The sequence below is a fragment of the Kastovskya adunca genome, from assembly GCF_059505785.1.
Genome location: NZ_JCACLG010000034.1, coordinates 1 through 26342, shown reverse-complemented (window position 1 = coordinate 26342; position 26342 = coordinate 1). Strand labels below are relative to the sequence as shown.

19 protein-coding genes and 1 pseudogene are annotated in these 26342 nt (G+C 49.3%); 6 read left to right on the top strand and 14 right to left on the bottom strand.

Annotated features, from left to right (window positions below):
* Positions 1-29 precede the first annotated feature (29 nt).
* The 5 genes and pseudogenes from AC5JR3_RS14150 to AC5JR3_RS14130 all read right to left on the bottom strand — a co-directional run.
* Positions 30-223 (bottom strand): annotated as a pseudogene (locus tag AC5JR3_RS14150) (IS200/IS605 family transposase); the annotation flags it as partial.
* 257 nt (positions 224-480) lie between these two features.
* Positions 481-2064: a photosynthetic/respiratory NAD(P)H-quinone oxidoreductase subunit D1 gene (ndhD1, locus tag AC5JR3_RS14145; protein ID WP_495847071.1), complete on the bottom strand. Its 1584-nt coding sequence runs from the start codon at positions 2062-2064 to the stop codon at positions 481-483.
* A gap of 92 nt (positions 2065-2156) precedes the next feature.
* Positions 2157-4220 carry an NAD(P)H-quinone oxidoreductase subunit 5 gene (locus AC5JR3_RS14140; RefSeq protein WP_495847038.1) on the bottom strand — a complete coding sequence of 688 codons (2064 nt, stop codon included), beginning with the start codon at positions 4218-4220 and terminating at the stop codon, positions 2157-2159.
* A 255-nt stretch (positions 4221-4475) separates the two neighbouring features.
* A complete protein-coding gene (locus AC5JR3_RS14135; RefSeq protein WP_495847036.1) occupies positions 4476-4817 on the bottom strand; it encodes a thioredoxin family protein in 342 nt (113 codons plus the stop codon).
* Positions 4818-4909: 92 nt separating this feature from the next.
* Complete coding sequence (locus tag AC5JR3_RS14130; RefSeq protein ID WP_495847034.1) at positions 4910-5626, bottom strand: NnrU family protein; 717 nt, start codon at positions 5624-5626, stop codon at positions 4910-4912.
* Positions 5627-5829: 203 nt separating this feature from the next.
* Between AC5JR3_RS14130 and AC5JR3_RS14125 the strand changes: the two genes are divergently transcribed.
* From AC5JR3_RS14125 to AC5JR3_RS14110, 4 genes are all read left to right on the top strand, one after another.
* Complete coding sequence (locus tag AC5JR3_RS14125; protein ID WP_495847032.1) at positions 5830-6834, top strand: LysR family transcriptional regulator; 1005 nt, start codon at positions 5830-5832, stop codon at positions 6832-6834.
* Between the two features lie 130 nt (positions 6835-6964).
* The gene (locus AC5JR3_RS14120; protein ID WP_495847030.1) at positions 6965-8422 is read left to right on the top strand and encodes a protein kinase domain-containing protein; all 1458 of its coding nucleotides are present in this window, start codon (positions 6965-6967) and stop codon (positions 8420-8422) included.
* Between the two features lie 31 nt (positions 8423-8453).
* Positions 8454-9746, top strand: a complete 1293-nt coding sequence (locus AC5JR3_RS14115) for an ABC transporter substrate-binding protein (protein WP_495847028.1) — start codon at positions 8454-8456, stop codon at positions 9744-9746.
* Positions 9747-10120: 374 nt separating this feature from the next.
* The gene (locus AC5JR3_RS14110) at positions 10121-11548 is read left to right on the top strand and encodes an ABC transporter substrate-binding protein (RefSeq protein WP_495847026.1); all 1428 of its coding nucleotides are present in this window, start codon (positions 10121-10123) and stop codon (positions 11546-11548) included.
* A 42-nt stretch (positions 11549-11590) separates the two neighbouring features.
* Here the strand turns inward: AC5JR3_RS14110 and AC5JR3_RS14105 are convergent, their stop codons facing one another.
* Positions 11591-12289, bottom strand: a complete 699-nt coding sequence (locus tag AC5JR3_RS14105) for a Crp/Fnr family transcriptional regulator (RefSeq protein ID WP_495847024.1) — start codon at positions 12287-12289, stop codon at positions 11591-11593.
* A gap of 46 nt (positions 12290-12335) precedes the next feature.
* Between AC5JR3_RS14105 and AC5JR3_RS14100 the strand changes: the two genes are divergently transcribed.
* Positions 12336-13259 (top strand): DALR anticodon-binding domain-containing protein, encoded by a 924-nt coding sequence (locus tag AC5JR3_RS14100; protein ID WP_495847022.1) that lies wholly within the window; start codon positions 12336-12338, stop codon positions 13257-13259.
* A gap of 150 nt (positions 13260-13409) precedes the next feature.
* On the opposite strand, the gene AC5JR3_RS14095 is transcribed toward AC5JR3_RS14100, so the two are convergent.
* The 5 genes from AC5JR3_RS14095 to AC5JR3_RS14075 form a co-directional block, all read right to left on the bottom strand.
* A complete protein-coding gene (locus AC5JR3_RS14095; RefSeq protein ID WP_495847020.1) occupies positions 13410-14285 on the bottom strand; it encodes a Cof-type HAD-IIB family hydrolase in 876 nt (291 codons plus the stop codon).
* A 280-nt stretch (positions 14286-14565) separates the two neighbouring features.
* Positions 14566-15537 (bottom strand): hypothetical protein, encoded by a 972-nt coding sequence (locus AC5JR3_RS14090; protein ID WP_495847018.1) that lies wholly within the window; start codon positions 15535-15537, stop codon positions 14566-14568.
* 103 nt (positions 15538-15640) lie between these two features.
* The gene (locus AC5JR3_RS14085; RefSeq protein WP_495847016.1) at positions 15641-16171 is read right to left on the bottom strand and encodes a hypothetical protein; all 531 of its coding nucleotides are present in this window, start codon (positions 16169-16171) and stop codon (positions 15641-15643) included.
* Between the two features lie 492 nt (positions 16172-16663).
* Positions 16664-19846 carry an efflux RND transporter permease subunit gene (locus tag AC5JR3_RS14080; RefSeq protein ID WP_495847014.1) on the bottom strand — a complete coding sequence of 1061 codons (3183 nt, stop codon included), beginning with the start codon at positions 19844-19846 and terminating at the stop codon, positions 16664-16666.
* 66 nt (positions 19847-19912) lie between these two features.
* On the bottom strand, positions 19913-21355 hold the full coding sequence (locus AC5JR3_RS14075; protein WP_495847012.1) for an efflux RND transporter periplasmic adaptor subunit: 1443 nt from the start codon (positions 21353-21355) through the stop codon (positions 19913-19915).
* Positions 21356-21830: 475 nt separating this feature from the next.
* On the opposite strand from AC5JR3_RS14075, the gene AC5JR3_RS14070 reads away from it, so the two are divergent.
* Positions 21831-22478, top strand: coding sequence for a TetR/AcrR family transcriptional regulator (locus AC5JR3_RS14070; protein ID WP_495847010.1), 648 nt, complete (start codon positions 21831-21833; stop codon positions 22476-22478).
* Between the two features lie 111 nt (positions 22479-22589).
* Here the strand turns inward: AC5JR3_RS14070 and AC5JR3_RS14065 are convergent, their stop codons facing one another.
* The 3 genes from AC5JR3_RS14065 to AC5JR3_RS14055 form a co-directional block, all read right to left on the bottom strand.
* Positions 22590-23261 (bottom strand): peptidoglycan-binding domain-containing protein, encoded by a 672-nt coding sequence (locus AC5JR3_RS14065; protein WP_495847009.1) that lies wholly within the window; start codon positions 23259-23261, stop codon positions 22590-22592.
* Positions 23262-23408: 147 nt separating this feature from the next.
* Positions 23409-24668, bottom strand: a complete 1260-nt coding sequence (locus AC5JR3_RS14060) for a M16 family metallopeptidase (protein WP_495847069.1) — start codon at positions 24666-24668, stop codon at positions 23409-23411.
* A 196-nt stretch (positions 24669-24864) separates the two neighbouring features.
* Positions 24865-26133, bottom strand: coding sequence for a M16 family metallopeptidase (locus AC5JR3_RS14055; RefSeq protein ID WP_495847007.1), 1269 nt, complete (start codon positions 26131-26133; stop codon positions 24865-24867).
* Positions 26134-26342 lie beyond the last annotated feature (209 nt).

Here is a 26342-nt window from a genome sequence, read left to right as displayed (position 1 = left end):
CAAAGATAAGATTGAGCGGCAGCGAATCCTTATTCTGGAGTATCCTGCTGCTCAACATACGTCTTTAACTGCTCGACTGTCACCCCCCGCAACTAGTGACAAAATAAGAGCCTGTCCAGAACACGGGTTTTTTGTAAATCTTACTTAGATCCTCACCGATTTCCTTGCAAATAAGGCGACTAGAAACCGTCTTGAGGTTAGCGATAAACTTGCTCAGTTCTACCTGGCCAGTATCTAACGCAAAAATTGCGGATAAAACGTGCAGTACGAATGACTTGATCAAGCTATTCGTACTGCTGTTTTTTCCTTCAAGCTTTACCTCAACTACCAGCATATTTACGCCAATTCACTTGAGGTAACTTCATTGCAAATCTTGTGAGCCATTCATCTCGCGCCGAATCTGCATATTATGGCAGAGCCTTCTTGTAGTTACAGGTAACGGGATTGAGACAACGTCACTAGCAGTAAGAAATAAAGCACTCAATCACCAATAACTGGAGCTTGGAGAGACACTAACTTATGCCCTTTAGCCGCCACAGGCGCTTGCTCGGCAAGCGTTGGCACTGAATTCCGCAACCGTGCTGTTAGCTGCTGGGTTGTGGCATCGTAAATCTGAGTGAGCATCTTGGGATACAAGCCAAAACCGATGATTGGTATCAACAGACAAGCCGTGATAAATATCTCTCGCGGTTCAGCATCAATCAAGACTTCGTGTTCGACCAACTCTTTATTTTCTGGCCCGTAGAATAGCTCCCGGAGATTAGACAACAGATAAATCGGAGTGAGAATCACCCCAACTGCTGCTAGGAAGACTACTACCACCTTGAAGGTGGAGCTGTAAGCATCACTGGTAGCAAAGCCGACAAACACCATCAACTCCGCCACAAAACCACTCATCCCTGGCAATGCCAAGGACGCCATCGAACAAGTCGTCCACATGGCAAACATTTTCCGCATTCTCTGCCCAAGACCGCCCATTTCGTCCAGCATCAGGGTATGAGTGCGGTCATAGGTTGCCCCCACCAGAAAGAACAAACTTGCTCCAATTAACCCGTGGGAAACCATTTGCAGCACTGCACCACTTAAACCCAAGTCGGTAAAGGACGCGATACCAATCAGGACAAATCCCATGTGGGAGATGGAGGAGTAAGCAATTTTCCGCTTCAGGTTTCGTTGAGCAAAAGAGGTAAGGGCAGCATAGACGATATTCACTACCCCCAAAATCACTAATAGGGGGGCAAAAACAGCGTGAGCATCGGGCAACATGCCAGCATTCATCCGAATTAGGGCATATCCTCCCATCTTCAGTAGAATTCCGGCTAGCAGCATGTGCACGGGTGCCGTTGCTTCTCCGTGGGCATCTGGCAACCAAGTGTGGAGGGGGAAAATTGGCAACTTGACGGCGTAAGCAATCAGAAACGCGGCATAGAATAAGAGTTCAACATTGAGGGCATAGTCTTTAGCCGCGAGGGCTTGCATATCAAAGGTAACGGTGTCGCCGTAGAACGCCATCGCCAAGGCAGCCACCAAAATAAATAGCGACCCGCCAGCTGTGTAAAGAATGAACTTGGTTGCTGCGTAGAGACGCTTTTTTCCACCCCAAATTGATAGCAGTAGGTAAACCGGAATCAACTCCAGTTCCCAAACCAGGAAAAACAGCAACATATCCTGGACGGCGAAAACAGCAATCTGACCGCCGTACATCAGGAGCATGAAAAAGTAAAACAGCTTGGGCTTTAGTGTTACTGGCCAAGCTGCCAAAATTGCCAAAGTAGTAATAAAACCCGTCAGCAAGATTAAGGGCATTGACAAGCCATCTGCCCCTACTGACCAGTTCAAGTCGAGTTGGGGAACCCAGGCGTATCGTTCGACAATTTGCAGTCCTGGCTTACTAAAGTCATACTGGCTGCCAAAGGTATAAACAATGGCAGAAAAGTCGAGAAGCCCCACAATCAGGGAATACCAGCGTACTGTCTTGCCATTGTCATCCGGCAGTAAAGGGATAAACAGCGATGCCGCAACGGGAAATAAAATAATCACTGTTAACCAGGGAAAATCAGCCATGTTAGTCATTAGTCCTTAGTCCTTACTTATTAGTCAGTGGTTAGCAGTTAGGGGAAGTGGAGAAAATTGAGCAACTAACTACTAACAACTTGTCAAGTCACACCAGAGACAATTACTAACCCTAGTACTGCGCCAAAGATAATCAAAGCGTAGAATTGAGCGCGACCATTTTCCAGATATTTCAGACCTTCACCGCTAACTAGGGTGAAAAAGCCTGTCAGGTTAACGGCACCATCAACAACGCGGAAGTCCACTTCCATTACTTGTCGTGCTAGTCGGCGCAAACTTAAGACGAAGACAGAGTGGTAAATATCATCGAAGTACCACTTGTTGAGAGAGAGCTGGTACAGGGGCTTGATGCTTTGAGCGATCGCACTAGGATCAATTTTGTGCCGCAGGTACATCAGCGATGCCAAGGTAATCCCAATGAGAGCCAGTCCAACAGTGCTACCCGACATAATCAGGAACTCTGTTAAATCAAACCCCTCTTCATGGGCGATGATTGCCGCCACTGTTTCCCCAGCCGGGTGAATGAACTCCTCAAAGTGATTTGCAAAGGGCATTCCCACCAAGCCAACTAGCGTTGAAGGTACTGCCAAAATCAGTAGCGGTAGCGTCATCGTTAGGGGGGACTCGTGGGGAAACTCACTATGGTGATGGTTCTCTTCGTGAGCGTTGGCTTCCAGTTCTTTAGTGTTCATTGCCCCAGGGCCAAAAGCTAATTCCGAAGTGGGTTTCTTCGCCATTAATAGCTGACGGCGAATTTCCGTGTCATTGCCTCGGAATGGCCCTTCAAAGGTCAAGAAATACATCCGGAACATATAAAAGGCAGTTAGTCCTGCCGTTCCCCAGGCAATTGCCCACAACATAGGATTCGCGTTAAAGGCTAACCCCAGAATTTCGTCTTTTGACCAGAACCCAGCAAAGGGAGGAATCCCAGAAATTGCCAGCGTACCAATCAAGAACGTTAAGGAGGTAAGGGGCATATACTTCCGCAAGCCACCCATTAACCGCATATCCTGCGCCAAAGCCGGATCATGCCCGACGACGCCTTCCATGCCGTGAATCACTGACCCGGAACCCAAAAACAGCATCGCTTTAAAGTAGGCGTGGGTCATCAGGTGGAATAGTCCAGCCGTGTAACCGCCAATGCCCATTGCCATAACCATGTAGCCCAACTGGGAGATGGTGGAATAAGCCAGACCTTTCTTGATGTCGTTTTGAGTGATGGCGATGCTTGCGCCTAAGAAAGCCGTGAAGGCTCCTGTCCAAGCGATCGTCGTCATCACCACCGGGATACCGTCAAACACCGGGTACATCCGGGCAATTAGGAATACTCCAGCTGCCACCATTGTGGCGGCGTGAATCAGGGCGCTGATGGGGGTAGGGCCTTCCATCGCATCCGGTAGCCAGACATGCAGGGGGAACTGTGCGGACTTAGCAACTGGCCCTAAAAACACCAAAATTGCCAACAGAGCGGCGAATCCGCCACTGATAGAACCTAATGTAACTGAGCTTTGCAGGTTGGCACCTATGGTTTCAAACTCAAAGCTGCCAGTTGCCCAGTAAAGCCCCAAAATACCTAGCAATAGACCAAAGTCACCAACACGGTTAACGACAAAGGCTTTTTGAGCCGCCTCGGCTGCCGTTTTGCGGTCATACCAAAAACCTACCAGCAAGTAAGAACACATGCCGACAAGTTCCCAGAAAATATAAACCTGTACTAAGTTAGGGCTGACTACTAAACCTAACATTGAGGAGCTGAACAGGCTGAGATAAGCGTAGAAGCGTACATATCCTCTATCGTGAGCCATGTAGCCATCGCTGTAGATCATCACCAGGAAGGCAACCGTCGTCACAACCACCAGCATCAATGCTGTCAAGTGATCGATGGTGTAGCCCATTTCCAGGTGGAAGTCTCCAGCGGCTGCCCACTCTAGAGTGCGAGTGAACGGCTCGTGTCCGTGATATTGACTCCAGAGCAGTGCAAAGGAAAGCCCCATTGCCACCCCCAATAGGGAAACAATAAACGAGGCGTTTAGTTTCCTGAGACTATTGGCGGTTTTGTTTGCTGAAATTAGCCCTAGACCGACCAGCATTGCCCCCATCAGGGGTAAAACTGGTATCAGCCAGGCATATTGATAGAGCGGTTCCATCGTAAATGCCTACTTTAGATATCTTTAACTATTTTGGTTAAACCGTTAACAATTGTGACATATACCTACGGAATAAAAGCTATGCCTTGACACATCTGCTGTGCGATCGCGGCGGTTAATTCCCGAAAAAAACCACCGATTAACTTAATCGGTGGTCTTCGTAAACTGGCGATAACAATCCATCAACAGCTCCTCGTGGGACTTGAGGCAATTTTTTCTAGCCTAGAAAAAATTTTTGTTGCCTTACCTCAGCCTCTAAGCAGAATTTGGCAACAAATGAACAACAACATTTTCGAGCACTCGGCGCAGATCCTCTCGACTATGGAAACAATCAAACCGATAAACAACTTGCCCGCCCTCAAGCAGTACCAGGGTTGGTAGGGATTGGAGGCGATAAGTATTTGCCAATTTTAAATTTTCGTCGGCATTAATTCTGACAAGTTTAATTTGTTCTCCCCACTCCGATTGAAATTCAAGCAGTAAAGGATGGATCATGCGACATAATCCACACCAGGGAGCCCAGAAATCAACCAGAACAGGAGTAGAGGATTCTAAAACTTCTTGTGTAAACGTCCGCTCACTGACCGACAGCACCATGATCCCTCAGATTTTCTGCGCTTGTTAAATGGACTTTGGATCATGCTACATCCATTTGGGATCGCGTGACGCTGTTATTGAGCTGGACTTTCTTATAAATTCACGTTGGCTGAGGCACGGATGAGATAGGGGTGTGCCCACCATAGGAGGAGGATAAATCCGGCGACACCGACATAGGCAGGACGGAGGAATTCTTGCCATTTCAGGGTTTGTTTACCTTGGATGATGGCGAGAAAGGGAATAGTAGAGGTTCTGGCTTTGACGGCGGCAAAGGCTTCCCCGTAGCGCTGAGTTAAACGGCGATCGCCATGCCACACTCCAAAGAGATGATGCAATACCAACCCCACAGAAGTAACCAGGGTGAAACTAGTCCCTAGCCATAGGGTGTGGGCAACGCACCATATAATTTGACCCACCATTTGAGGATGACGAGTGATGCGGATAATCCCAGTTTCGTAGAGGTGAACTTCCGGCTTTTGAATGGCGGCAATTTCTAATAAGTTAAAGGTTGCGGGGTAAAGAAACAGGAAAGAAACGGCGGAGAGAACCCACACCAGCGACTGGATACCCGGCACTCCTTGCACTTGCCACAACTTTACGCCATCGTAGCGATGGTTAAAGAAGTAAACAATTAAGATGACGGCTAACGGCAGGCTGACTAACGCAAATAGAATGCGATAGGAGCGAGGGCCGATTTTTTGTTCTCCCCAAGGTCTTAGTGCCGCTAGACCACTGTGAGCGATCGCAAATCCTAACAGCAGCCCCAAGATGACAAAGTGACTGGAACTTAGCCAAGCCGGGAAACTCATAACACTTTAGTAAACTCTGGAAACACTCCATCGTAGCAAGTTTTGTGAAAGACTTGATCCCGCCTTATGTTACTGTCGAAGTCAGCAGAAGTTGCACAAACATCGCTACTACCAGGATTTAATCGAGATTTCTTGCCAGATGCTCCAGTGCTGCCGGTTTGAAATGCCTTAATATCACTGCCTTTTTCTACAGGTTTAGCTGTATGTCTGACCTTCCTTTTACTCTAGATCAACTCCGTATCCTCAAAGCGATCGCAACAGAGGGGAGTTTCAAGCGTGCTGCTGATAGCTTGTACGTTTCACAACCGGCTGTTAGCCTACAAGTGCAAAATTTAGAGCGGCAATTGGACGTGCCATTATTCGATCGAGGGGGACGCCGCGCCCAATTGACAGAAGCAGGCCATTTACTGCTCAACTATGGAGAAAAAATTCTCTCCCTGTGCCAAGAAACTTGCCGAGCCATTGAAGATTTGCAAAATCTCCAAGGCGGCACACTGATTGTTGGAGCTTCTCAGACGACGGGTACTTATTTGCTACCCCGGATGATTGGGATGTTTCGCGAACGCTACCCCGATGTCGCCGTGCAGCTCCAGGTTCACTCCACTCGCCGCACCGCTTGGAGTGTTGCTAATGGACAGGTAGACTTGGCAATTATTGGGGGCGAAGTTCCCGCTGAGTTGCAAGATACCTTAGAAATTTTGCCCTATGCTGAAGATGAACTGGCACTAATTTTGCCAGCATTCCATCCTCTGACACGAGTCACGACGATTCAAAAAGACGATTTGTATAAGTTGCAATTTATTGCCCTTGATTCTCAGTCCACGATTCGTAAAGTGATCGATCAAGTCTTGACGCGCTGCAGCATCGATACTCGACGGCTCAAGATCGAAATGGAACTAAACTCGATTGAGGCGATCAAAAATGCAGTACAAGCCGGACTCGGAGCTGCATTTGTTTCTATCTCCGCCATTGAGAAAGAATTACAAATGGGTGTTCTCTATCGCGCCCGGATCGAAGAAGTCGTCGTCAAGCGGATACTATCGGTGATTGTCAATCCCAATCGCTACCGCTCGAAAGCTGCTGAAGCCTTCAACCAGGAGATCTTGCCAGAGTTTACTAGTAACACTTGGCAGGAAAGCGTCAAAGCTTCTGTCCCCAAACTCAGTTCAGAAATCAAAACTGCGTCTTCTCAGCTAACGGGCAGTTAATATTTTGTCAGGAGTCATTAGTCAGGCGTCACTAGTCAATTGTCATTAGTCATTGGGAAGGAGTACAGGGCAACTGACAATTGGCGAGTGACGATGGACAATGCATAACTGACACTGGCAACTGACAACGATGGAACTACACTGCACCCGTCCTGGCTGTCCCCGTCCGGAAAACTTTTTTACTGACCTCGATAATACAGCTACTCTTCAAACAGCACAGCAAAAATATTGCACGGCTTGTGGAATGCCGCTGATTTTGGTGGGTCGTTACCTTCCCTCTAAGTTACTGGGTAAAGGCGGCTTTGGGGCAGCATTTTTGGCTCGCGATCGCTACACACCAGGAATGCGTCAGTGTGTAGTCAAGCATTTCCAACCGTCGGGGGATTTGAGTCCGCAACAGCTAGAAATTGCCCAAAAACTCTTTGAACGCGAAGCTGAGGTTTTAGAACAACTCGGCAGACGCCATCCCCAAATTCCTGACTTATTTGCTTTTTTCCCCTTGAGCGTTCCCAGCCTGCAAAGGGGAAAAGAAGACCAGTTTTTCTATCTGGTGCAAGAATTTATTGATGGCAAAGATTTAGAAAACGAACTTGCCCGCCGAGGGAAATATTCCGAAGCGGAAGTACTGGAAGTTTTACGGGAAATTCTCAAAGTCCTGAAGTTTGTTCACGACCATCACTCGATTCATCGGGACATCAAGCCGTCTAACATTATGCGCGATCGCACGGGGCGATTGTACTTGCTGGATTTTGGTGCCGTCAAGCAAGTTACTAAAGCAGCACCGGGGACTCCGGCTGGCAGATCGACGGGCATTTATTCCATGGGATTTGCTCCACCCGAACAGATGGCAGGTTCCCAGGTGTACCCGTCAACCGATTTGTATGCCCTCGCTGTCACGATCGTTACCTTGCTAACGGGGAAGGAAGCTGGGGAGCTGTATGACTCCTATAGCAATCAGTGGAACTGGAGAAGTTATGCTGCGGTGAGTGATGGGCTAGAAGCCGTATTGAATCGGATGCTGTTAGCCTCGCCCAATCAACGCTTTCAGTCATCCGCAGAGGTACTAGACGCCCTAAACGCGATCGCCACACCCCAGCCGATATCAACACCCCCTATTAACCCACTGCCAACACCGCCGACTCCACAACCGATTAACCCACCAACACCACCAACACCCTCTCCCACTGTCGTCCCCCCTACCCCTGCAACTCCCTCCTTATCCCGCTCCCGACGAGCGCCATTTTCTCTGGTTGAAGTCCTTGCGGGCGCAGCCTTTACGGGTTTTGAAGGCGCATTAATTTTAATGGTCTTAGGAAGCTTGTTAGAGAACCCAGCCCTTAGCATGGGATTATGGGGAATGCTTGTGGGAGCACTGATTTATGCTCAATTTCGCCGCATTATCGAAAAGTTTGATTTTGTAATCATTGCGGGAATTTCCCTTCTGGCGGTTGTATTCTTCCGAGGGTTGTGGGACTTTACTCTCCCGATTGTGCTTGTGGTATCAGTATCAGTTTTAGCGGCAGCAGGCGCGATCGCAGTCACAGCCATTTTCCGGCTGATTTACAAACTGATATCTCGACTGCTCTAGATGTACCCTCAAAAGCGATGGTCTGCGGTTCATGTCACAAAAAAACGAAACCATACCTCTGTTAGTGTCTTTAGCCATTACCGCAGTGCTGGTAGCGGGTGGCTTATGGTGGATGGCTCAAAGAGGGATTATTGATATAGGAACCCTAGCGGGAAGCTGTGGCAATACGAAAGAAAGAACACAAGCGCTACCTGTACAAGAACGCATCAGTGCCGGAGAGCAACTTTTAATTACCGAGGACGCCACACCACAAAAACGTGATGCCACCGAAGCGATCGCCTCTGGCAATTATGACGCTGCCATCAAGGAGTTGGAAACGTCCTTGGAGCGTAACCGCAACGATCCAGAAGCCCTGATTTACCTCAACAATGCTCGAATTGGAGAGCAAAGTGCCTACACGATTGCGGCGTCAGTGCCGATTGGCACCCAAGTAAATACGGCAAATGAGATGCTGCGAGGCGTTGCCCAAGCGCAGCAAGAAGCGAACTCTACAGGCGGAGTGAATGGGGTTCCCATCCGAGTCATCATTGCCAATGATAACAACGATCCAAAGGTGGCACAACAAGTCGCCTCTGCCCTAGTGGACAACGAGCAAGTCTTAGGTGTCGTTGGTTATTTTGACAGTAATTTCACCCGGGCAGCAGGGGAAACGTATCAAGCCGGGCAACTAGTAGCAATTTCCCCCACCAGTACGTCAGTGGAACTATCGGGAAGGGGGAGTTATCCCTATCGCACCGTACCGAACGATAGCTTTGCTGCTATCTCCCTTTCCCGCTATATGTTCGATCGGTTGAAAAAACAAAACGTAGCGGTATTTTTTACCTCCGATAGTAACTACAGCAAATCCCTAAAAAACGAATTTACCACCGCTGTGTTTGGAGGCGGTGGGCAGGTGGTGGCTGAGTTTGATTTTGCAAACCCCAACTTTAATGCTGGACGTGACGTGCAACAGGCGATCACTCAGGGAGCAGAAGTATTAATGTTAGCGCCCAATTCTCAAAGCCTTGATAAAGCCTTACAAGTCGTGCAAGTCAACGACAGACGCTTACTACTCCTGGGTGGGGACAGTATTTATAGCCCGGAAACCTTCCAATTAGGCGGCACAAACGCCGCAGGCATGGTGCTGGCAGTACCTTGGCATATTTTAGGCAATCCGGAGTCCAAGAATCCCCAAGCTGCCACCCAGTTAGGGAGAAGTGATGTCAACTGGCGCAGCGCCCTAGCCTACGACGCGGCAAGAGTTTTAATTGCCGCCCTCAAACAAAATCCCACACGCCCAGGCGTTCAACAAACGCTGTCCAGCCAGCTCCAGCTTTTCCGCTGAGGGTGCATCCGGCGTTGTGCGCTTCTTCCCGTCAGGCGATCGCAATCAGGCAGCCCAACTTGTTGAAATTGTCCCCGATCCCCGTTCCGGCTTTCGCTATAGCTTTGTTCCTGTGAAGTGAAGCGGGAGCAGGGGAGCAGGGGGGCAGGGGAGCGGGGGAGCGGGGGAGCAGGGGAGCAGGGGAGCAGGGGAGCAGGGGAGCAGGGGAGCGGGGGAGCAGGGGAGTGGGGGAGCAGGGGAGTGGGGGAGCAGGGGAGAGGAAGATAACCAATAACCGAATTCATACTTCACACTTCATACTTCATACTTCATACTTCATACTTCACCCTTCATACTTTCTCAGGACTCAGCACTCAGCACTCAGGACTTCAGGAATGACTAATCCGAAAAACGAAACAACTGTTCTCATTGTGTCCTTACTAGTTACAGGTGCCTTGCTAGCGGGGGGATTTTGGTTGTTCACTAACCGATTTGGTGGTGATGTTGCTGGAATTTTGGGGAATAACGGTCAAACTACAGGTGGCAATACCCCAAGCTCAAGACAACTGCAAAATCGCATCAGTCAGGGCGAGAGGATTTTAATAACAGCAGATACCACACCCCAGAAACAAGCGGGAGTACAAGCCTTTGCTAATGGCAACTATGGTGAGGCAGCCAATCAGTTTCAGTCCTCTCTATCAGCTAAACGCAACGATCCAGAAACCCTGATTTACTTCAACAATGCCAAAGCCGCGAGCGGTAATCCGTTGAAGGTGGCGGTAAGCGTGCCTATCGGCAGTAACTTGAATATTGCTCAGGAAATTTTGCGAGGTGTTGCCCAAGCCCAGGATGAGGTCAATCAGGCAGGGGGCATTAATGGCAGGCTGCTATCTGTTGCCATTGCCAATGATGATAATAATCCTCAACTTAGCAAGCAACTCGCCCAAGAGTTTGTGCAAAATGACGAGATTTTAGCCGTTGTCGGACATAACTCCAGCAACGCGACTTTGGCAGCAGCACCCGTGTATGAACAAGGGGGATTGGTGATGATTTCCCCCAGTAGTGATGCTAGAACTATCTCCGAGAGTGGCGACTACATATTTCGCACGATTCCTAGCATTCGCTTTCAGGCAGATACCCTATCTCGGTACGTGGTTAACACTGCCCGGAGAAGAAATATTGCTATTTGTAACGATTCGCAAGCGGAGTATAGCCAGTCATTGAAACAGGAGTTCACTTTGGCAATCGTTGCCAATGGAGGTCGAGTTGCTCAACTTGATTGTGATTTTTCTGCTGCTAATTTCAATGCCAGTACCATTCTTTCTCAAGCAAGTAGTGCTGGGGCAGATGGCTTATTGCTGATTCCTTCTGTAGATAGGTTAAATCCAGCAATTAATCTGGCGCGAGCTAATCAAGGGCGCAATCTCCTCTTAGGCAGTGCTACCCTTTATACTTTTCAAACGCTCCAGCAGGGGCAAGAGTCTGTCAATGACATGGTGTTAGCGGTGCCTTGGCATCCAGAGGCATTTACGGGTAATGCGTTCCCGCAACGGGCAACGCAGCTTTGGGGCGGTCAGGTAAATTGGCGCACAGCGTTGGGGTATGATGCGATGCAATCAATTATCGCTGGGTTGAGGCAAGGAAATACTACGCGACAAGGACTGCAACAGGAGCTATCCCGTCCTGGTTTTTCGACGACAGGGGCAACGGGTACGATTCAGTTTTTACCATCAGGCGATCGCGACGGAGCAGCCATCCTCGTTCAAGTCCAACCCGGCGGGAAGTCCAACACGGGTTTTGATTTTGTCCCTCTACAACGGTAAATAGATGGCATTAATAATTCGCTATTAGCCATGAATTAAAGACTAATTGTTGATATGTTCGATTGACTCGGTAGGTAAGCAAATATAGTTATCGTCGCGATTGTAAATGAGTCCCCGTTGGCGCAATTTGCCCATCAATCGGGTGACAGTAACGCGGGTAGAACCAATGGCACTACCAATTTGAGCATGAGTAAGAGGGAAGGGTAGACAGTAACCGTTACTGCAAGGTTCTCCAAATTCTTCTATCAAAAGAGTGAGAAATCCTAAGAGACGGTCGATTGTCCGCCGCTGTCCTAAGGTACTCAGCCACAATAGCTTGCGCTGATGTTGATAGCGAAAGGTATCAAGGACTTCGCGCCGGAAGTGAGGCCAGTTGTCTAAGTCGTGCCAGTACATCCAAACGACGGCTGTTTGGTCAACGTGAGAGTAAGCTGACAGGGTAAAGGGAGACTGGGCAACAATTTCAAAGGGTTGACCCGCACCAATAAAGCCTAAAAACGCTTCTTCATCTACCTGATTAGACAATTGTGGTAAGGATTTATTAAAGCTGACATTAACTTGAGCCGTACCCACTAAGCGGATTGCCCCCCGTTGTACTAAGTACAATAATCCCGGACGAGCGGGAATTCGTTCGTCTTTGCTAAATGTGCGATAACGGTAGTGTTCCTGCGCCCAATCCAAAATTCGTTGCCATGTGATGAATGGCCGAGATGCCTCTGATGCGGAAGATGGTGAATGCATAGGGGTCAACATAGTGAGACGCAAGTATTACTTGAATTAATATTACATGGAGTTCAAAGTAGCAAAGAATACTGCCAAGGTACGGTTCTGTAACACTATTTTGTTATTTGATTCTCTCGCAATCAAACAACTGTTACATCAACAGCTAATATCTGCCATTAATTGTTTGGAAAAACAACTGAATGTAACGCTGGATAAAGTTTCTGAGACTTTAGAGCTGACGCTTTTAGATAATTCTCGGCAGTCGCTAGAATGTGAATTTCTTGTGAAATACCGCTCTTCTATCGCTCTCAAAATTGCTGGCAAACAGCAAGAAGATGCGATTGACATTGCCTCTCGCTTGGCAGCTTTTATACCAACAATTGTAATTAATCCTACCCCTGGTGAAACATTTTTAGACGTTAACGTTCAGGTTACGTCTCCCGGTTGGATTGATTTTCAACTCAACGACAAAAGTTTAGGAATTTGGTTACAAACTTTAACGCAGAGGTCTGCTCAATTATCTGAGGAATTGTCAGCATTTCCTAAAAATTACAGTGAGGCTGAGGTTTTCCCGGTTCAGTGTGCTCATGGACGTTGCTGTTCGCTGTTACGGCTAGCTCAGCGGCAGGAGTTAATTCACTTGCATGACGACAGCACTTGGCAAATCATCGCCCCTAATCCCTTACCTTGGCTTGATGCCAATGGGCAACTGCGGCTGGTGCATCCGGCGGAACGATGGTTAATTTACCAAATTGCTCGTACAGTCGATGAGTTGATTTGCCCCACTTGCCCAGATTGTGTAAAAGTTGCTAAGGCGCTAAGTGAGGCGATGCTGGAGTTTGATCGTCATTGTCGAATTTGGGGTGAGGTGAAAATCGAGACACCTCAACTGGCTCAGGCAAGATTGGGATTAGTAGCGATCGCCCGCTCATTAATGCGATCGCTGTTGCAAAACCGTATGGGCGCAAGCGCTCCTGAGGAATTGTAGCGTTACCCCACCAAATAATTTTTTTTTGCAAAATTCAGTGACAAATTGCCCGCTCTTACTATATGATTCTCTTGTGTGAGGAGCGAACCAGTAAGGGAACCGAGACGAAACACGGCCAGTCGTCGGTTCCTTTCTGATTTTAAGCACTTTTTACAGGACGAAAGCTTCTAGAGCAACCGCTGCACCATCTTGCTCAACACTAGGAGCTACCCACTGCGCCACGGATTGCACATCGGCAGGGGCATCTCCCATCGCAATTCCTAAGCCCGCATAATCCAGCATTTCCAGATCATTGAAGTTATCCCCAATCGCCATCACCTGATTGGCTTCTAATCCCAGCATCTCTTCAGCTAAGTAACGCACGGCTACGCCTTTGTTAACAGCCGGGTTAGTGGCTTCAAAGAAAGTTGCCACAGATTTAGTCAGGTAGAGTTCTGCGGGGGTGTAGCGCTTGCGTAACGTCCCCAAAAGCCGATCGATCAAGTCGGTATCGTCACTCAGGGCTAAAACCTTGGTCGGTTCCGTAGTCAGAGTGTTACGCAAATCCCCTACCACAATCGGTTCAATTTCAGCCCGTTTTGCATAAATTTTGGTTTCCGGCGTTAGTTCTCGGACGTACAGTTGGTCGTTGATGTAGAAGTGAACAGAAAGCAGCGATCGCAAACCATCGTTTTCAAAGTGGTCTAAAAGCTGCAACGCGGATGATTGAGAAACGGGATAGTGTTGATGCAGCTTATCAGTGGCAGGATCTTGAATCCAAGCGCCTTGGTAAGCCATTAGGGGTAGGGTAGAACCGACTTCTTGATGAAAGCGCAACGCTGAACAGTACATACGACCCGTGGCGATCGCTACTTGAATCCCCTTGGCTTGTATCTTGCGAACCGCTTGTTTTACAGGCTCTGTCACCGTATTTGAGCGACCCGCGATCGTCCCATCAATATCCAGCACCACCAAACGAATATCTAAGGCATCCCTTTCAATAACAGGATTGGATGCCAACGGATTCGCCGCAGAAAAGTTTTGCATAATTCTTCACACGCAGTTCCCCTCAGAGAGTAGCAAACCTTGGGGACTAGAGATTAGCGATCGCCAAGCCTACACCCTTCGGGAAGCTTCACTGATCAGCAACCTTAAAGAACTAGATTACTCCACTAAAGTTGCCCAAACACCAGGAGTAAACGGCAGGTATGAGCAGCCCGATCACCATTGAGCGCTAATAATTTGTGTAAAACAACACTCAGCCAAGAAGCTTCAATGTTCTTGGCTGAGGATGATGTCCTTCTTAGACTTCACACGTAAGTTCGTGCTACTGAGCCTGATTGCCTGTCGCTGCTCCAGGCTCGGTAGTTTGATTTGTCCCATCTTGCTGCGTTGCGTTGGGAACAGTCAATGAAGACGGATTTTGTTGAGCCGGATCGGTTAGCTGCCCGTCATTTGGGGGAACAGCTAAGGAATCAGCGGGTTGTTGCTGAGTTTGAGTTTGGTTTGTCCCTGGGGCTGGGTTTTGGGGTGCGGAACGTGGAGTCGTTGGTTGAGCCGGAGCGACTGGGGCTGGGTTTTGGGGTGCGGAACGCGGAGCCGCTGGTTGAGCCGGAGCGACTGGCGCTTGGTTTTGGGGTACTGGACGCGGAGCCGCTGGTTGAGCCGGAGCGGCTGGCGCTTGCGGTTGACTAGTAGTGGGAGGAACAATAATGTTCACATCAGGCTGAGTTGTAGGCGTAGTCGGAGAAATTGCAGGAACGGGAACTATATCAGTCGTCGTTTCATTTTGGCGTTCGATGATCGTCGTTTCGTCCGTGGGTTCAGTGGGTGAGGGCAAAACATCCGCTGGGGGCGCACCAGGGGCAACAGTCGGGCCAATTGGCTCTTCTTCCGGTTGTCTGAAAGCAAAGATCGTCCCAACGGCTAAACCAATTAGGGATACTAGAGCAATCCCCAGCAGTACGCCACGGGCGACATTACTGCGGCTACGGCTTTCGTCTTCGTCTTCGTAGAGGTGACGCTCAGCCACTTGACCATGCACGTAGCCATCTTGGTAGGAAACCTCAGTGGGTTCCGTGACGACGGGATCTTCGCTATGGGGAGCAGCGGCTAGGTTGTCATGAGCAACTGGATTGACAGCATGAGTGTGGGAGGTAGTACCCGGAACATAGCCGTCACCATCAGCCGTAACAGGGCGATCGCCAGCTTCCACCTCGCGCGGGAGATTGTACTCATCTGAATTTACTCTCGGACGCATTCCAGTGCCATCAGGGTTGGGGTTTCGTGAGTTAGTCATGGGAGTTTTTAATAGTTATGAGTTTGAGGGAAGGAGCAACCAGCAGCCGCTTAAATTCAGTAGCTGGTTGCTGTTTAAGGTTAGTTGTGGGGAGTAAAAATTCTTATTGAGCCGAAGCATCTTCAGGTGCTTCTTGAGCTGCACCTTGTGGCTCTACCGCTTCTTCTGGTTGCGTTGGGGCAGTTTGTGCCTCAGGAGCTTGCTGTTGGGGGCGAGGAATATTGATATTAACTTCTGGTTCTGAGGCAGGTGCTTGTTGCTGAGGCACCGGAACAACTTCTCGGGTTCTATCTACGGTTCTTTCAATAATTGTTGTTTCAGAGCGGGTGTTCTGAGGTTCGCTAGTTTCAGGGGCAGGAGCTTGAATAATGGGTCTCGTCGGAACTGGTTCATTTTGTTGTGTGAAGAAGTAAACTCCAGCACCCACTAAGCCCGCGAGAGCCGCTAAGGAAACGCCTAACAGTAGACCAGTTGCTGCACTGTTATTTTCCCGCACTGAGCGGTCTTGTTCTAGGTGACGATGCTCGGAGACTTGACCGTGGACATAGCCATCGCGGTAAGCATCGCGGTTATGTATGACGCGGTTGTCATGAATCGTATCTGGCGTTCTAGCTTTACTATTCTCAGTGTTCATCAGATTGGTAGTTTTGTTAATGAAAGTTTTTTGATGTCTTTTTTAGAACGGATGAGAGGTTTTTTCTAATCCTGTGTACATAAGTTATCCGGTAACAAGGCTTAGATCACTCTGTCTATCAAGGGATACTTACCTCCCTCTAAAGATTGAGTTTCCTAGTAACGAGCAGACACGTTGGGGCATGTATAAATCTCCTAGAAAGGTTCCGCCGGAACGTCTCTAGCAGATATAAATTGTCAACGGCTATGTATCTCCGGCTATACAGTTGTGCTTAGAGCCTCTTCCTACTCAAAAGAAGTCAGTAATTTTAAAAGGACACTTAGTAATAATTCTTCCTAACAATGCCAACTATGCCAGCCTTAATTTTTATCTGGCTAGAAAAAACCTTGTCAGCAAATTTCTTCTGAGCTGACAAGGCTGATCCAAAAAGAAACGGGATTGGGTGATCCCTTTGTGTGAACAATTCCGCAGAATTGTTGAGCTTTCTCCCGATTAATCTTGACGGTTGTTGCTAGTGGCGATCGCGCTTTTTTCTGGTTGGACAACCACCTGTTGCCGAGAACGCTTGGGCTTGCCGTTGAAAAAGCTACCAATCCAGTGCAATAGATTATCTATATAGGTAAACAAGACCGGAACCACCACCAGCGTCAGTAGAGTAGAGGTGGAAAAGCCCCCAATCACTGAAATTGCCATCGGACTCCGCACTTCCCCGGCTGCTCCTATTGCTAAAGCGATCGGGATCATCCCAGAAACGGTGGAAATGGAGGTCATCAAAATCGGGCGCAAGCGCGACACTCCAGCTTCCGTAACGGCTTTAAACTGCGGATTGCCTCGTCGCTGGCTTTCTAGGGCAAAGTCTACAAGCAAGATGGCGTTTTTTGTCACCAAACCCATCAGCAGCACAATTCCAATCAGAGCAAATAGCCCCAATTCTTTCTGCATGATCAGCAGTCCTAGCAATGCCCCTCCAATGGATAACGGTAAGGCGACCAAAATCGCGAAAGGATAGAGGAAGTTGTTGTACAACAAAACCAAGATGGTGTAGATCGACAGCACCGCCAAGCCTAAGGCAGTTGCGAAGCGGCTAAAAATCTCCTGCATAATCTCTGCATCCCCGGCAGATTCTTCGGTGACTTCCGGAGGCAAAGAATTGAGGGTGGGTAATGCTCGTACCTGGGTGAGAGCATCTCCGAGAGACACACCTTGCAAGTTAGCTTCAACCAAGACTTGGCGGCTGCGGTCAAAGCGGTCAATCTGCGCTGGGCCACTACCTAAGCGAATATCAGCAACGGCTGAAATGGGAACCAGATCGCCGTTCTGGCTAGGAACGCGGAGATTTTTTAGCGTGTCGATATTGTCCCGTGTCTGAGGATCGAGTTGTACGCGAATGGGAATTTGTCGATCTGATAAGTTAAATTTGGCAAGATTTGCCTCACTATCCCCAATTAGTGCCAGGGAGGCAGTACGAGCGATCGCGCTGACCGAAACTCCCAAATCGGCTGCCCGTGCAAGGTTAGGCTCGATGACCAGCTCTGGCTTCACCAAGCTGGCGCTAGAAGTCACCTCTACCAATCCTGGAACTTGGCGCATCTCCCGTTCTAGGGCGTTGGCTGCCTGAGTTAGGGCTGCCGCATTTTCGCTCTTGAGAACAAGGGATAAATCTTTGCCGCTGCCTCCTGCACCCTGACTTTGAAAACTGATCCGCGCCCCTGGAATCTTTCCCAGTAACGTACGGGTTTGTTGCTCAAATTCTTGCTGGGAAAGCGTTCGTTCTTCCTTAGGAACTAAGTTGACGTAGAGGATGCCAGAGTCTACCTGTTCGGCTGTTGCTAGGACACTCTCCACTGCTGGGCTTTGCTGTAACAAACGGTTGGTTTGTTGTATGACTTCCTCGGTTTCACTGAGGGTTGAGCCGGGTGGCAGTTCGACAGAAATTGTACTCAAACCGATATCACCGCTATCAAATAACCCTTTAGGGATAAAGGGAATCAATTGCAGGCTGCCAATGAAAAAGGCGATCGCCACCAGTAAGGTAACAATGCGGTGGCGCAATGCCCACGTCAGTAGGCTGCGATAGGGTTTGAAGTGACGCCCGAATGAGGTAACAGGAATATAGCGGGAGAGGTTAAAGCGTTTTCCCTTACCATTTTTATGACCGTTACCGTTACCGTTACCATTACCGTTGTTGCTTACTTTCGGCTTGAGCCAGTACGCACTCAGCATCGGTGTCATCGTGCAAGCCACCAGCGTGGAAAACATCGTAGAAACAGCAACGGTCACTCCAAAGGGTTGAAAAAACTGCCCCGGAATGCCGCCCATAAATGCCACTGGGATAAATACCGCCACAATTGTGGCGGTGGTGGCAACCACTGCTAAACCAATCTCCTGAGCGGCATCCAGCGCTGCCTGAAACGGTTGTTTCCCCATCTCCAAGTGCTGGTCGATGTTTTCAATCATGCAAATCGCATCATCCACCAGGTTTCCCACCGCTAGGGCTAACGCCAGGAGAGTCATACTATTGAGGGTATACCCCAGCAATTGCATCACAATAAACGTGGGAACAATCGACAAGGGCAGCGCCATCGCCGTGATCAGTGTTACCCGCCAGTTCCGGATAAAAACTCCCACGGTAATTACCGTCAGCAGTGAACCCAGAATCAAGGAGTCTACCGTTGCCTGGTAGGAGTCCCGAATCGCATCAGCGCGGGTAAAAATCAACGTCAGTTTGATATCTTCTGGCAGGGACTCTTCCAGTTTCGCAACCGCCTTTCTCACCCCTTCTTCCACAGAAACGAGGTTGCTACCCGTACTGCGGAGTACAGAAAATGCCACCACGGGGTCGCTATCCAAATAGGCAGCCTGTCGGGGTTCAGCAAAGCGGTCTTCAACCGTTCCTAAAGCAGACAAGGGGACAGTGGCGTTACCGGGAAGAGCAATGCGGTAGCTTCGTAATTCTTCAACGGTTTCGGCACTACCGAGGGTGCGGATATTTTGCTCTCCACCGCCGACTTCCGCACGACCTCCCGGTAAGTTGACGTTGAGGTTACGGATTTGGTCGTTTACCTGGGTTGCTGTAATGCCATAGGCTTGCAAGCGGCTGGGGTCAAGGTCGATGCGAATTTCCCGATCAACTCCTCCCAAGCGGTTAATCTGAGCCACCCCTTTAACGCTCAAAATTCCTCGGCTGATGGTGCGGTCTACCAAGTCGCTCAACTCTTCTACAGAGCGCTGATCGGAGGTGACGGCATAGGTCATAATCGACCCGCCAGCAAAGTCTAGACGCTGAACAATCGGTTCCTGGATGTCTTGGGGGAGGTCTTGGCGAATCTGCGCCACAGCATTGCGAACATCGTTAGTAGCGCGATCGCTATTTGTTCCTAAGACAAAGCTAATCGTTGTTGTTGACACGCCTTCGGTGACTCTCGAAGTCAGTTCGTCAATATTCCCCAACCCGGCAACAGCGTCTTCTACTTTCTTCGTCACCTGGGATTCCAGTTCGGCTGGCCCTGCCCCTGGCTGCGTCACCGTAATCGATACTGCCGGAATATCAATGTTCGGATCTGCATCAATTCCCATCTGGAAAAAAGACATCAAACCGATTATTCCCAAAACTAGGAACAAAACAATTGTGGGAACGGGGTTTTTGATTGACCAGGTAGAGACGTGGAAAGACATTTTTTTGCCAGTTATTAACTTTTCAGTTGTCAGTTGGAATGAGTGACTAGTCGGCTAATCGCGTGGCTATTGACCAACAATCTCGACCCGATCGCCATCTTTGAGATAAGCCGCGCCTTTGACGACAATGCGATCGCCTGCGGATAAGCCGTTGTTGATTTCCACTTTTTCACCCGGCATAATTTCTCCCATCTCTATAGGTTGGACTGTGACCGTTCCATCTGCCTGAAGTTTGTAGACGATGGCATTGCCGTCAGATTGGGGAAGTACGGCTGGGGAAGGGACAGTTAAACCTGTCGCACTGGAGGTGATAATTGCGCCTTTTAAGAACATCCCTGGTCGTAGGGATGTGTCGCTAGGTAATGCCACTTTCACCGTTGCTTGACGGGACTGTTCATCAACAACTGGGTCAATCTGTCGTACGTTCCCGATCAGGCGCAGCTTGCTATCGGCACTGCTGGTAATTTCAACCCGCTGTCCGACTTCAATTTGAGACAGTTGCGTTTCCGGAACTTTCAGGAGTAGGTCTAGGCTTCCGTTATCAATGATGGTAAAAAGTTTTTGCGAGGTGGAAGTGAGATCGCCGACACGGGCGTTTCTTTCTGCTACTTTGCCACTTGTCGGCGCAATCACTCGCGTTTCTTTTAGTTGTGCGGTTACGGCTTGCACCTGTCCTCTGGCACTGGCAAGTTGCGCTTCGGCTTGGGTAATGGCTTCAGGACGCGCTCCGGCTAGCAGTTGCTGCAGTTGCTGTTGGGCTTCCCGCAGACGTGCTTGGGCTTGGTCGAGGTTGGCGCGACTGCTGCGTTCTTCGTTGAGGACTTCATCAAGGCGATCGCGGGCGACGGCACCTTCTGATGCCAAAAACCGATTGCGCTGTACCCGCTGACTTGCCAAACTCAAGGCAGATTGAGCTTGGCTAACTCCGGCTTGAGCGCTCCCAACACTTTCTCTTGCCCGTGCAACTTCCTCTGAACGCGCTCCGGCTCGCAGTTCGGCTAAAGCGGCTTCCGATTGCGCTACGGCGGCTCTGGCTTGAGTAAGCTGTGCCTGCAAGACAGCATCATCTAAACGTGCCATTAACTGCCCAGCTTTGACAAAGTCTCCTTCTCTGACCAGCACTTGCTGAATTTGTAAGCCTGTCGCTGCTGATGTCACCGGAATGAGTTCAAATGCTGCCACGCTACCTGTCGCATCTAAGCTCCGACTAACGGCAGCGGTTTCTACAGGCGCAACGGTGACACGTGACGGAGCCGCCGCTACTTCCGCTGGGGCTTCAGCGGGTGCCTCTGGGGGCGTAGAACCCAGTAAGCGTGGAATAGCGATCGCTAATGCAACGCCAAGCCCCAGACCCAGAACTAAACCACGACCCCCAGAGAGCCAACTCCTTCGAGTGTCAGGAGTTTTAAGGCTTGAGGATGGCTCTGGAGTCAGCTCGATCTCCGTCAATTCTTTCATCCCATTACCATTCGACTGGGATGTTTCCTCATCTGAGGCTTTCTGGGTCACGGTTGTTCCTCTGTTGCTACTAGATTAAAAAGTGAACGCATTTGTTAAAAAAAATTAATTTATAAGTGCCTTTCTTCATAATAATCATCTAGCTTGATCGGGCTGACAAATAAGGCGATCGCCTTACCGGACGTTCTGAGACAACTCATCAAAGCGGTGACGATATTGAATGCCCCTTAAAACCTGAAATGTGCCTAGTCAGAAGGAAAAAAAAGAGATTCACTCCTTCCCTTACTGGTGGCTAAGCCTACCGAAGCCGCCATCTGTCTACTATATCAGATTGATATGCTTCGTAATGAAGTTGGCATACTACAAGATTTTAGCAAACATTGATCGAAATCAAAATCAGGCGATCGCGGCGGCGATAGAGTCAATGGACGGGCGAGGAGCAAATACCATTGGTATTAAAATGTGAGAAACTCTCATGTTTACAAATATATGAGAAATCCTCACCTTTGTCGATAAATTTCCCACTATGAATTCGCCGTCCCCCTGTCCTTCAGAACCCCTTCGTCATTTACCCCAACAAGCCCGTAGTCGTCAGCGGTTCAATCAGATTTTGGAGGCGGCGGCGGAGATTTTTGATGAGGTTGGCTACGAAGCGGCAACAACGGAAGCGATCGCCATCAGAGCGAACACATCCATTGGTTCTCTCTACCGTTTCTTTACAGACAAATCGGCGATTCTCTATGCCTTAGCGGAGAAATATACAGAACAGATGCAGGAACTGTTTGCTGAAGTATTCAGCCCCGACGCCGTTCATCTACCTTTAGCTGTGGTAATCAGCCAATCTGTTGATGCTTTTGAGCATTTCTACTTAACTCAACCGGGTTACCGAGTTGTGTTTGCCCAGACTCAATTCTCTCCCGAACTCCAAGCGATAGATAAGCGCTTAGACTACGAGATTGCCCTGAAATTGAATGAGTTTTTTGCCCTGCGTCAGCCCCAATTAGAGCCTGCACGACGTAAATTAATTACTTTAGTGAGCGTTAAGGCAGCTAGTTCCCTGCAGTTATTTTCTTTCTCTGAGGATGAAGCGTTCCGACAACAGGTAGTAGCTGAGACAAAAAATTTATTGATTGGTTACTTACAGCCATTTTTTCCCGATCCTGACACCGAATAAATTCCTAACCCACCTCTGCGTAAAAAAAGCAGCAAGTTAAAAGTTTATAAGTAGGACATGTATAGCAAAGCGCTGAGTCGGTGAGTGCCGAGTTGGGACACAAGCTCTAAACTAACGGAGCAACGCCCGCCAGGTGGCAGCACCAACTACCCCATCTGGTTCGAGCTGAAAGCGGGTTTGGGCAGCTTTCACCGCCAGTAGAGTTTCTGCACCAAAGACTCCATCGGCAGCACCTTTGAGGAAGCCTAAAGTCCGCAGGCGCTCTTGCAGTTGGGTGACAGCAGACCCCTGCATACCCTCTCGAAGAATTGGGAAAGTGGCTTGGGTGGGGGTGGGTTGGGGATTAGTGGTGGTTGGCGTGGGTTGAGGAGGGCGATCGCCTGTAGTTTGGGTGGGGACTGGAAAGTTAGCAGCGGGGCGATTGGCAACTGGCGCAGGAGTTCCGGCTGGGGGCGTTGGGGGAAAAAGGCGATTCCAGGTATTGGAACCTGTAACCCCATCGGCTTGTAAGCTTGCAGCTTGTTGAAATTGAGACACCGCGATCGCTGTCCTTTCGTCATAAACACCACTAACTGTCCCGGTGTAATACCCCAATAGTTTTAACGCTGCTTGGAGTTCTGTCACTGCTGCGCCTTCACTACCCAGTCTCAGAATCGGGCGATTGACAACAGCAGCAGGCGTGGCTTGAGCAAACCTCTGAGCCTGAGCGGGCGAACCTTGTACACCACTTACCAGTAAGCCCAGCGCACTGCAAGCAATCAACCAACCTGCCCTAGTACCCATTACTGTCAATCCTCCATTGATATAAGCTCCATCCAGGATGGAGTATAGAGTACAAATTGACAGGTTTCAGCCCAAGTGCCACAGGTTGAGACCAGCCCCGATCGCGATCGGGACTTGCTAGCTGGCAAGCCCCTACAGGTGTATTGCTCAAGACAAGACAGGAACTACTAAACGGTTAAGAGCCGTTTCTGGGCCAACGATCGAGACGTAAGGTTCAATAAAATATCGACACGCTACCTCTTGAGCGCTTTCTGGCGTCACCGCTGCGACCTCTTTTTGGAAGCGCGTATCAAACTCAATTCCTAATCCTAGAGTTTCATACCAACCATAGATTTGGGCGATTTGGGCATTGGTTTGTTTACCCAAGGCATATTGCCCCAAGAGTTTATTTTTCGCGGCTTGGAGTTCAGCAATGGTGAGTTTGGTAGTGCATAGGCGTTCCACTTCTGTGCGTAAACCATCAAGGGCGATCGCTGTATTTTCTGCCGCTGTCCCCATGTAAACCACAAAGGTAGATTCAGATTGGCGCGTGGGAAAAAATGCCGAAACATCATAGGCTAAGCCCCGCTTCTCCCGCAGTTCGACAAACAGGCGGCTAGATAATCCATTCCCCAAGTAGGTGTTGAGCAACTTCAACGTCGCATAGTCGCTACTCTGTACATCGCCAGCCAAGTAACCTAGCATGACAATCGACTGCTGCGTCTCTTGGGAAGTCATTGTCCGACCCGGTTCGGAGGAAACAGGCAACAACTCAGGGAAGCGCAGAGGCGTTTGGGGGACTTGCCAACCCCCAAAAACTGACTCAACGAGTTCAACACCTGCCTCTGGCGTCAAACGACCTGCCATACTAATCACCAGGTTATCCGGGCGAAAATAAGCCTGATGGAACTGTTGTAAATGTTTCTGTTCTAGCTGGGAAGTTGTCTCTTGTGTCCCTAACAGCGAGACGCCGTAGGGATGATCGGGATAAACAATTTTTCGGAATTGATCGAAAGCAACATTAAAGGGTTGCTCTTTTTGGGCACGAATATCTTGTAGCGTCAGGTTGCGTTCGAGTTCAACCTGATTAATGGGAAAACTGGGCGATCGCAACATCTCCTCCGCCAGTTTCAGCATCTCTGGAAAGTCTGCCGAAACAGTCTTTAGTGACAGCAAAAAATAATCCGTCGCCGCATCCGCACTGAGGCTTGCCCCCACAGACTCCACCCGTTCTGCAATCTCCAAGGCTGACAGTTGCTCGGTACCTTTAGTGAGCACTGAGGCTAAAAGATGGGCTAACCCGGCTTGTTCTGTGGGTTCCCAACGGCTTCCAGCCCGAAAAAACAAACGACTGGCGATAATATCAGCAGCAGGATTTTCCACCACCAAGACAACGATGCCGTTGCTCAAAACGGTGCGATGGATCATTGGATGCTGCGATGGGGCGTCTACACCTTTATTCACGAAAAATTCCCTACATCTTTATCTCTATATAACGCAATATTTGTAGCATTTAGCACTGACGGGGAGAGAGTTCCCTGCCAGGAGGAAACTCAACATTCCTGTCTGTGGCGGCTACGGATTTTCTGGCTTTCACCGCACCCCTGTGCTTTTGGTAGCATTCCTACGCAGGTTTGAGAACAGTCACAGCGTAGTGCTGGAGCGACAAATACTGATGGGCAATACGCATGATGTCCGACGCCTGTAGCTGCTGAATTTGCTGGGGATAAGTGACGCAGACAGGAGCAGTGGCGATCGTATTGTAGTAACCATACAACCCAGCTAACTGACCAGCCGCTTCTGTCGAAAAGGCATAATCATTACACAACAAGCGTTTGCACCGTGCGAGTTCCTGAGGAGAGACGGTTATGGTCTGCAACTCAAATAAATGGTTGCAAATCCGGGCTTCTACCTCTTCTATCTGTTCAGAGTCCAAATAAGCTGTGATGGTAAACAAACTGGAGTCTCGTTGCAATGAAAAGCCACTACGAACCCCTTGGACTAATTGCTGTTTTTCCCGTAAGTCTTGCACCAACCGAGATGTCCAGCCTTCGGCAAGCAAAGCAGAAATAAGATCCAAACCGTAGGCATCCGAAAGCTGTTCGACTCCCGGCCCAATCCAAGCCATCATCAGCCGTGCTTGATTGATGCGGGGCAAGTACAGTTCCTGACGGCGAATTTCGGTCATGGGAGGTTCAGCATGTGCTATGCCTTGCGGGCAAGCGGCTGGAGTCGGAAAGTCTTGGAAGCATTGCTGGGCAAGTTCTAAGGCGGTATCTTGCTCAACGCCTCCCACAATTACCACGGTCATATTTTCCGGTTGGTAATGGCAAGCATGGAAGCTACGCATTTGCATCGGCGATCGCTCCCTTAGCTGGGCTTCTGTTCCCAGAATCGAACGTCCGTAGGGATGGCACTGATAGACGCTCTGGGTTAGGGATTGAAAAGCGATCCAGTCGGAATCATCGCAGCAACCGCGAATTTCTTCTAAGACGACATCCCGCTCCCGGTCAAATTCTTCATCGGGAATCGCCGCGTGCAATAACAGTTCTGCTAAGTGGGGCAGAGTATCTTCTAAATATTGAGCGGCTGTGGTGACGAAAAAATGAGCATAATCGTGGCTGGTTGCTGCATTACTCATGCCACCACGACTTTCAATTATTTGATCAAATACACCAGGCGCAAGGCGTTCTGTGCCTTTGAAAATCATGTGTTCCAAAAAGTGCGCCATCCCCGACCATTCGTCGGGTTCCGCGATCGCCCCAGCACGTACCCACACATCGATCGTGACGGCTGACGTTGCGGCTAAATGTTGATGAATGACGGTTAATCCGTTCTCCAGGGTCAGAATATCAGCGGGAAATTTTGCAATATTTAATGGCGCAGATAGCAACTTTCTTATCTCTGAATATCAAATGAATTGCCATTAGTTTATATTATCGCTTCAGTCATTAAGTCAACGATTGGATAGATCCCCCCTAGCCCCCCTTAAAAAGGGGGGAACAAAATCTCTTGAAAGTCCCCCGTGATATCAAAGGCGAAGCAACATCTAGCTTCCCCCTTTTTAAGGGGGACGGGAGGGGGATCTCCGAGGCTCACAGG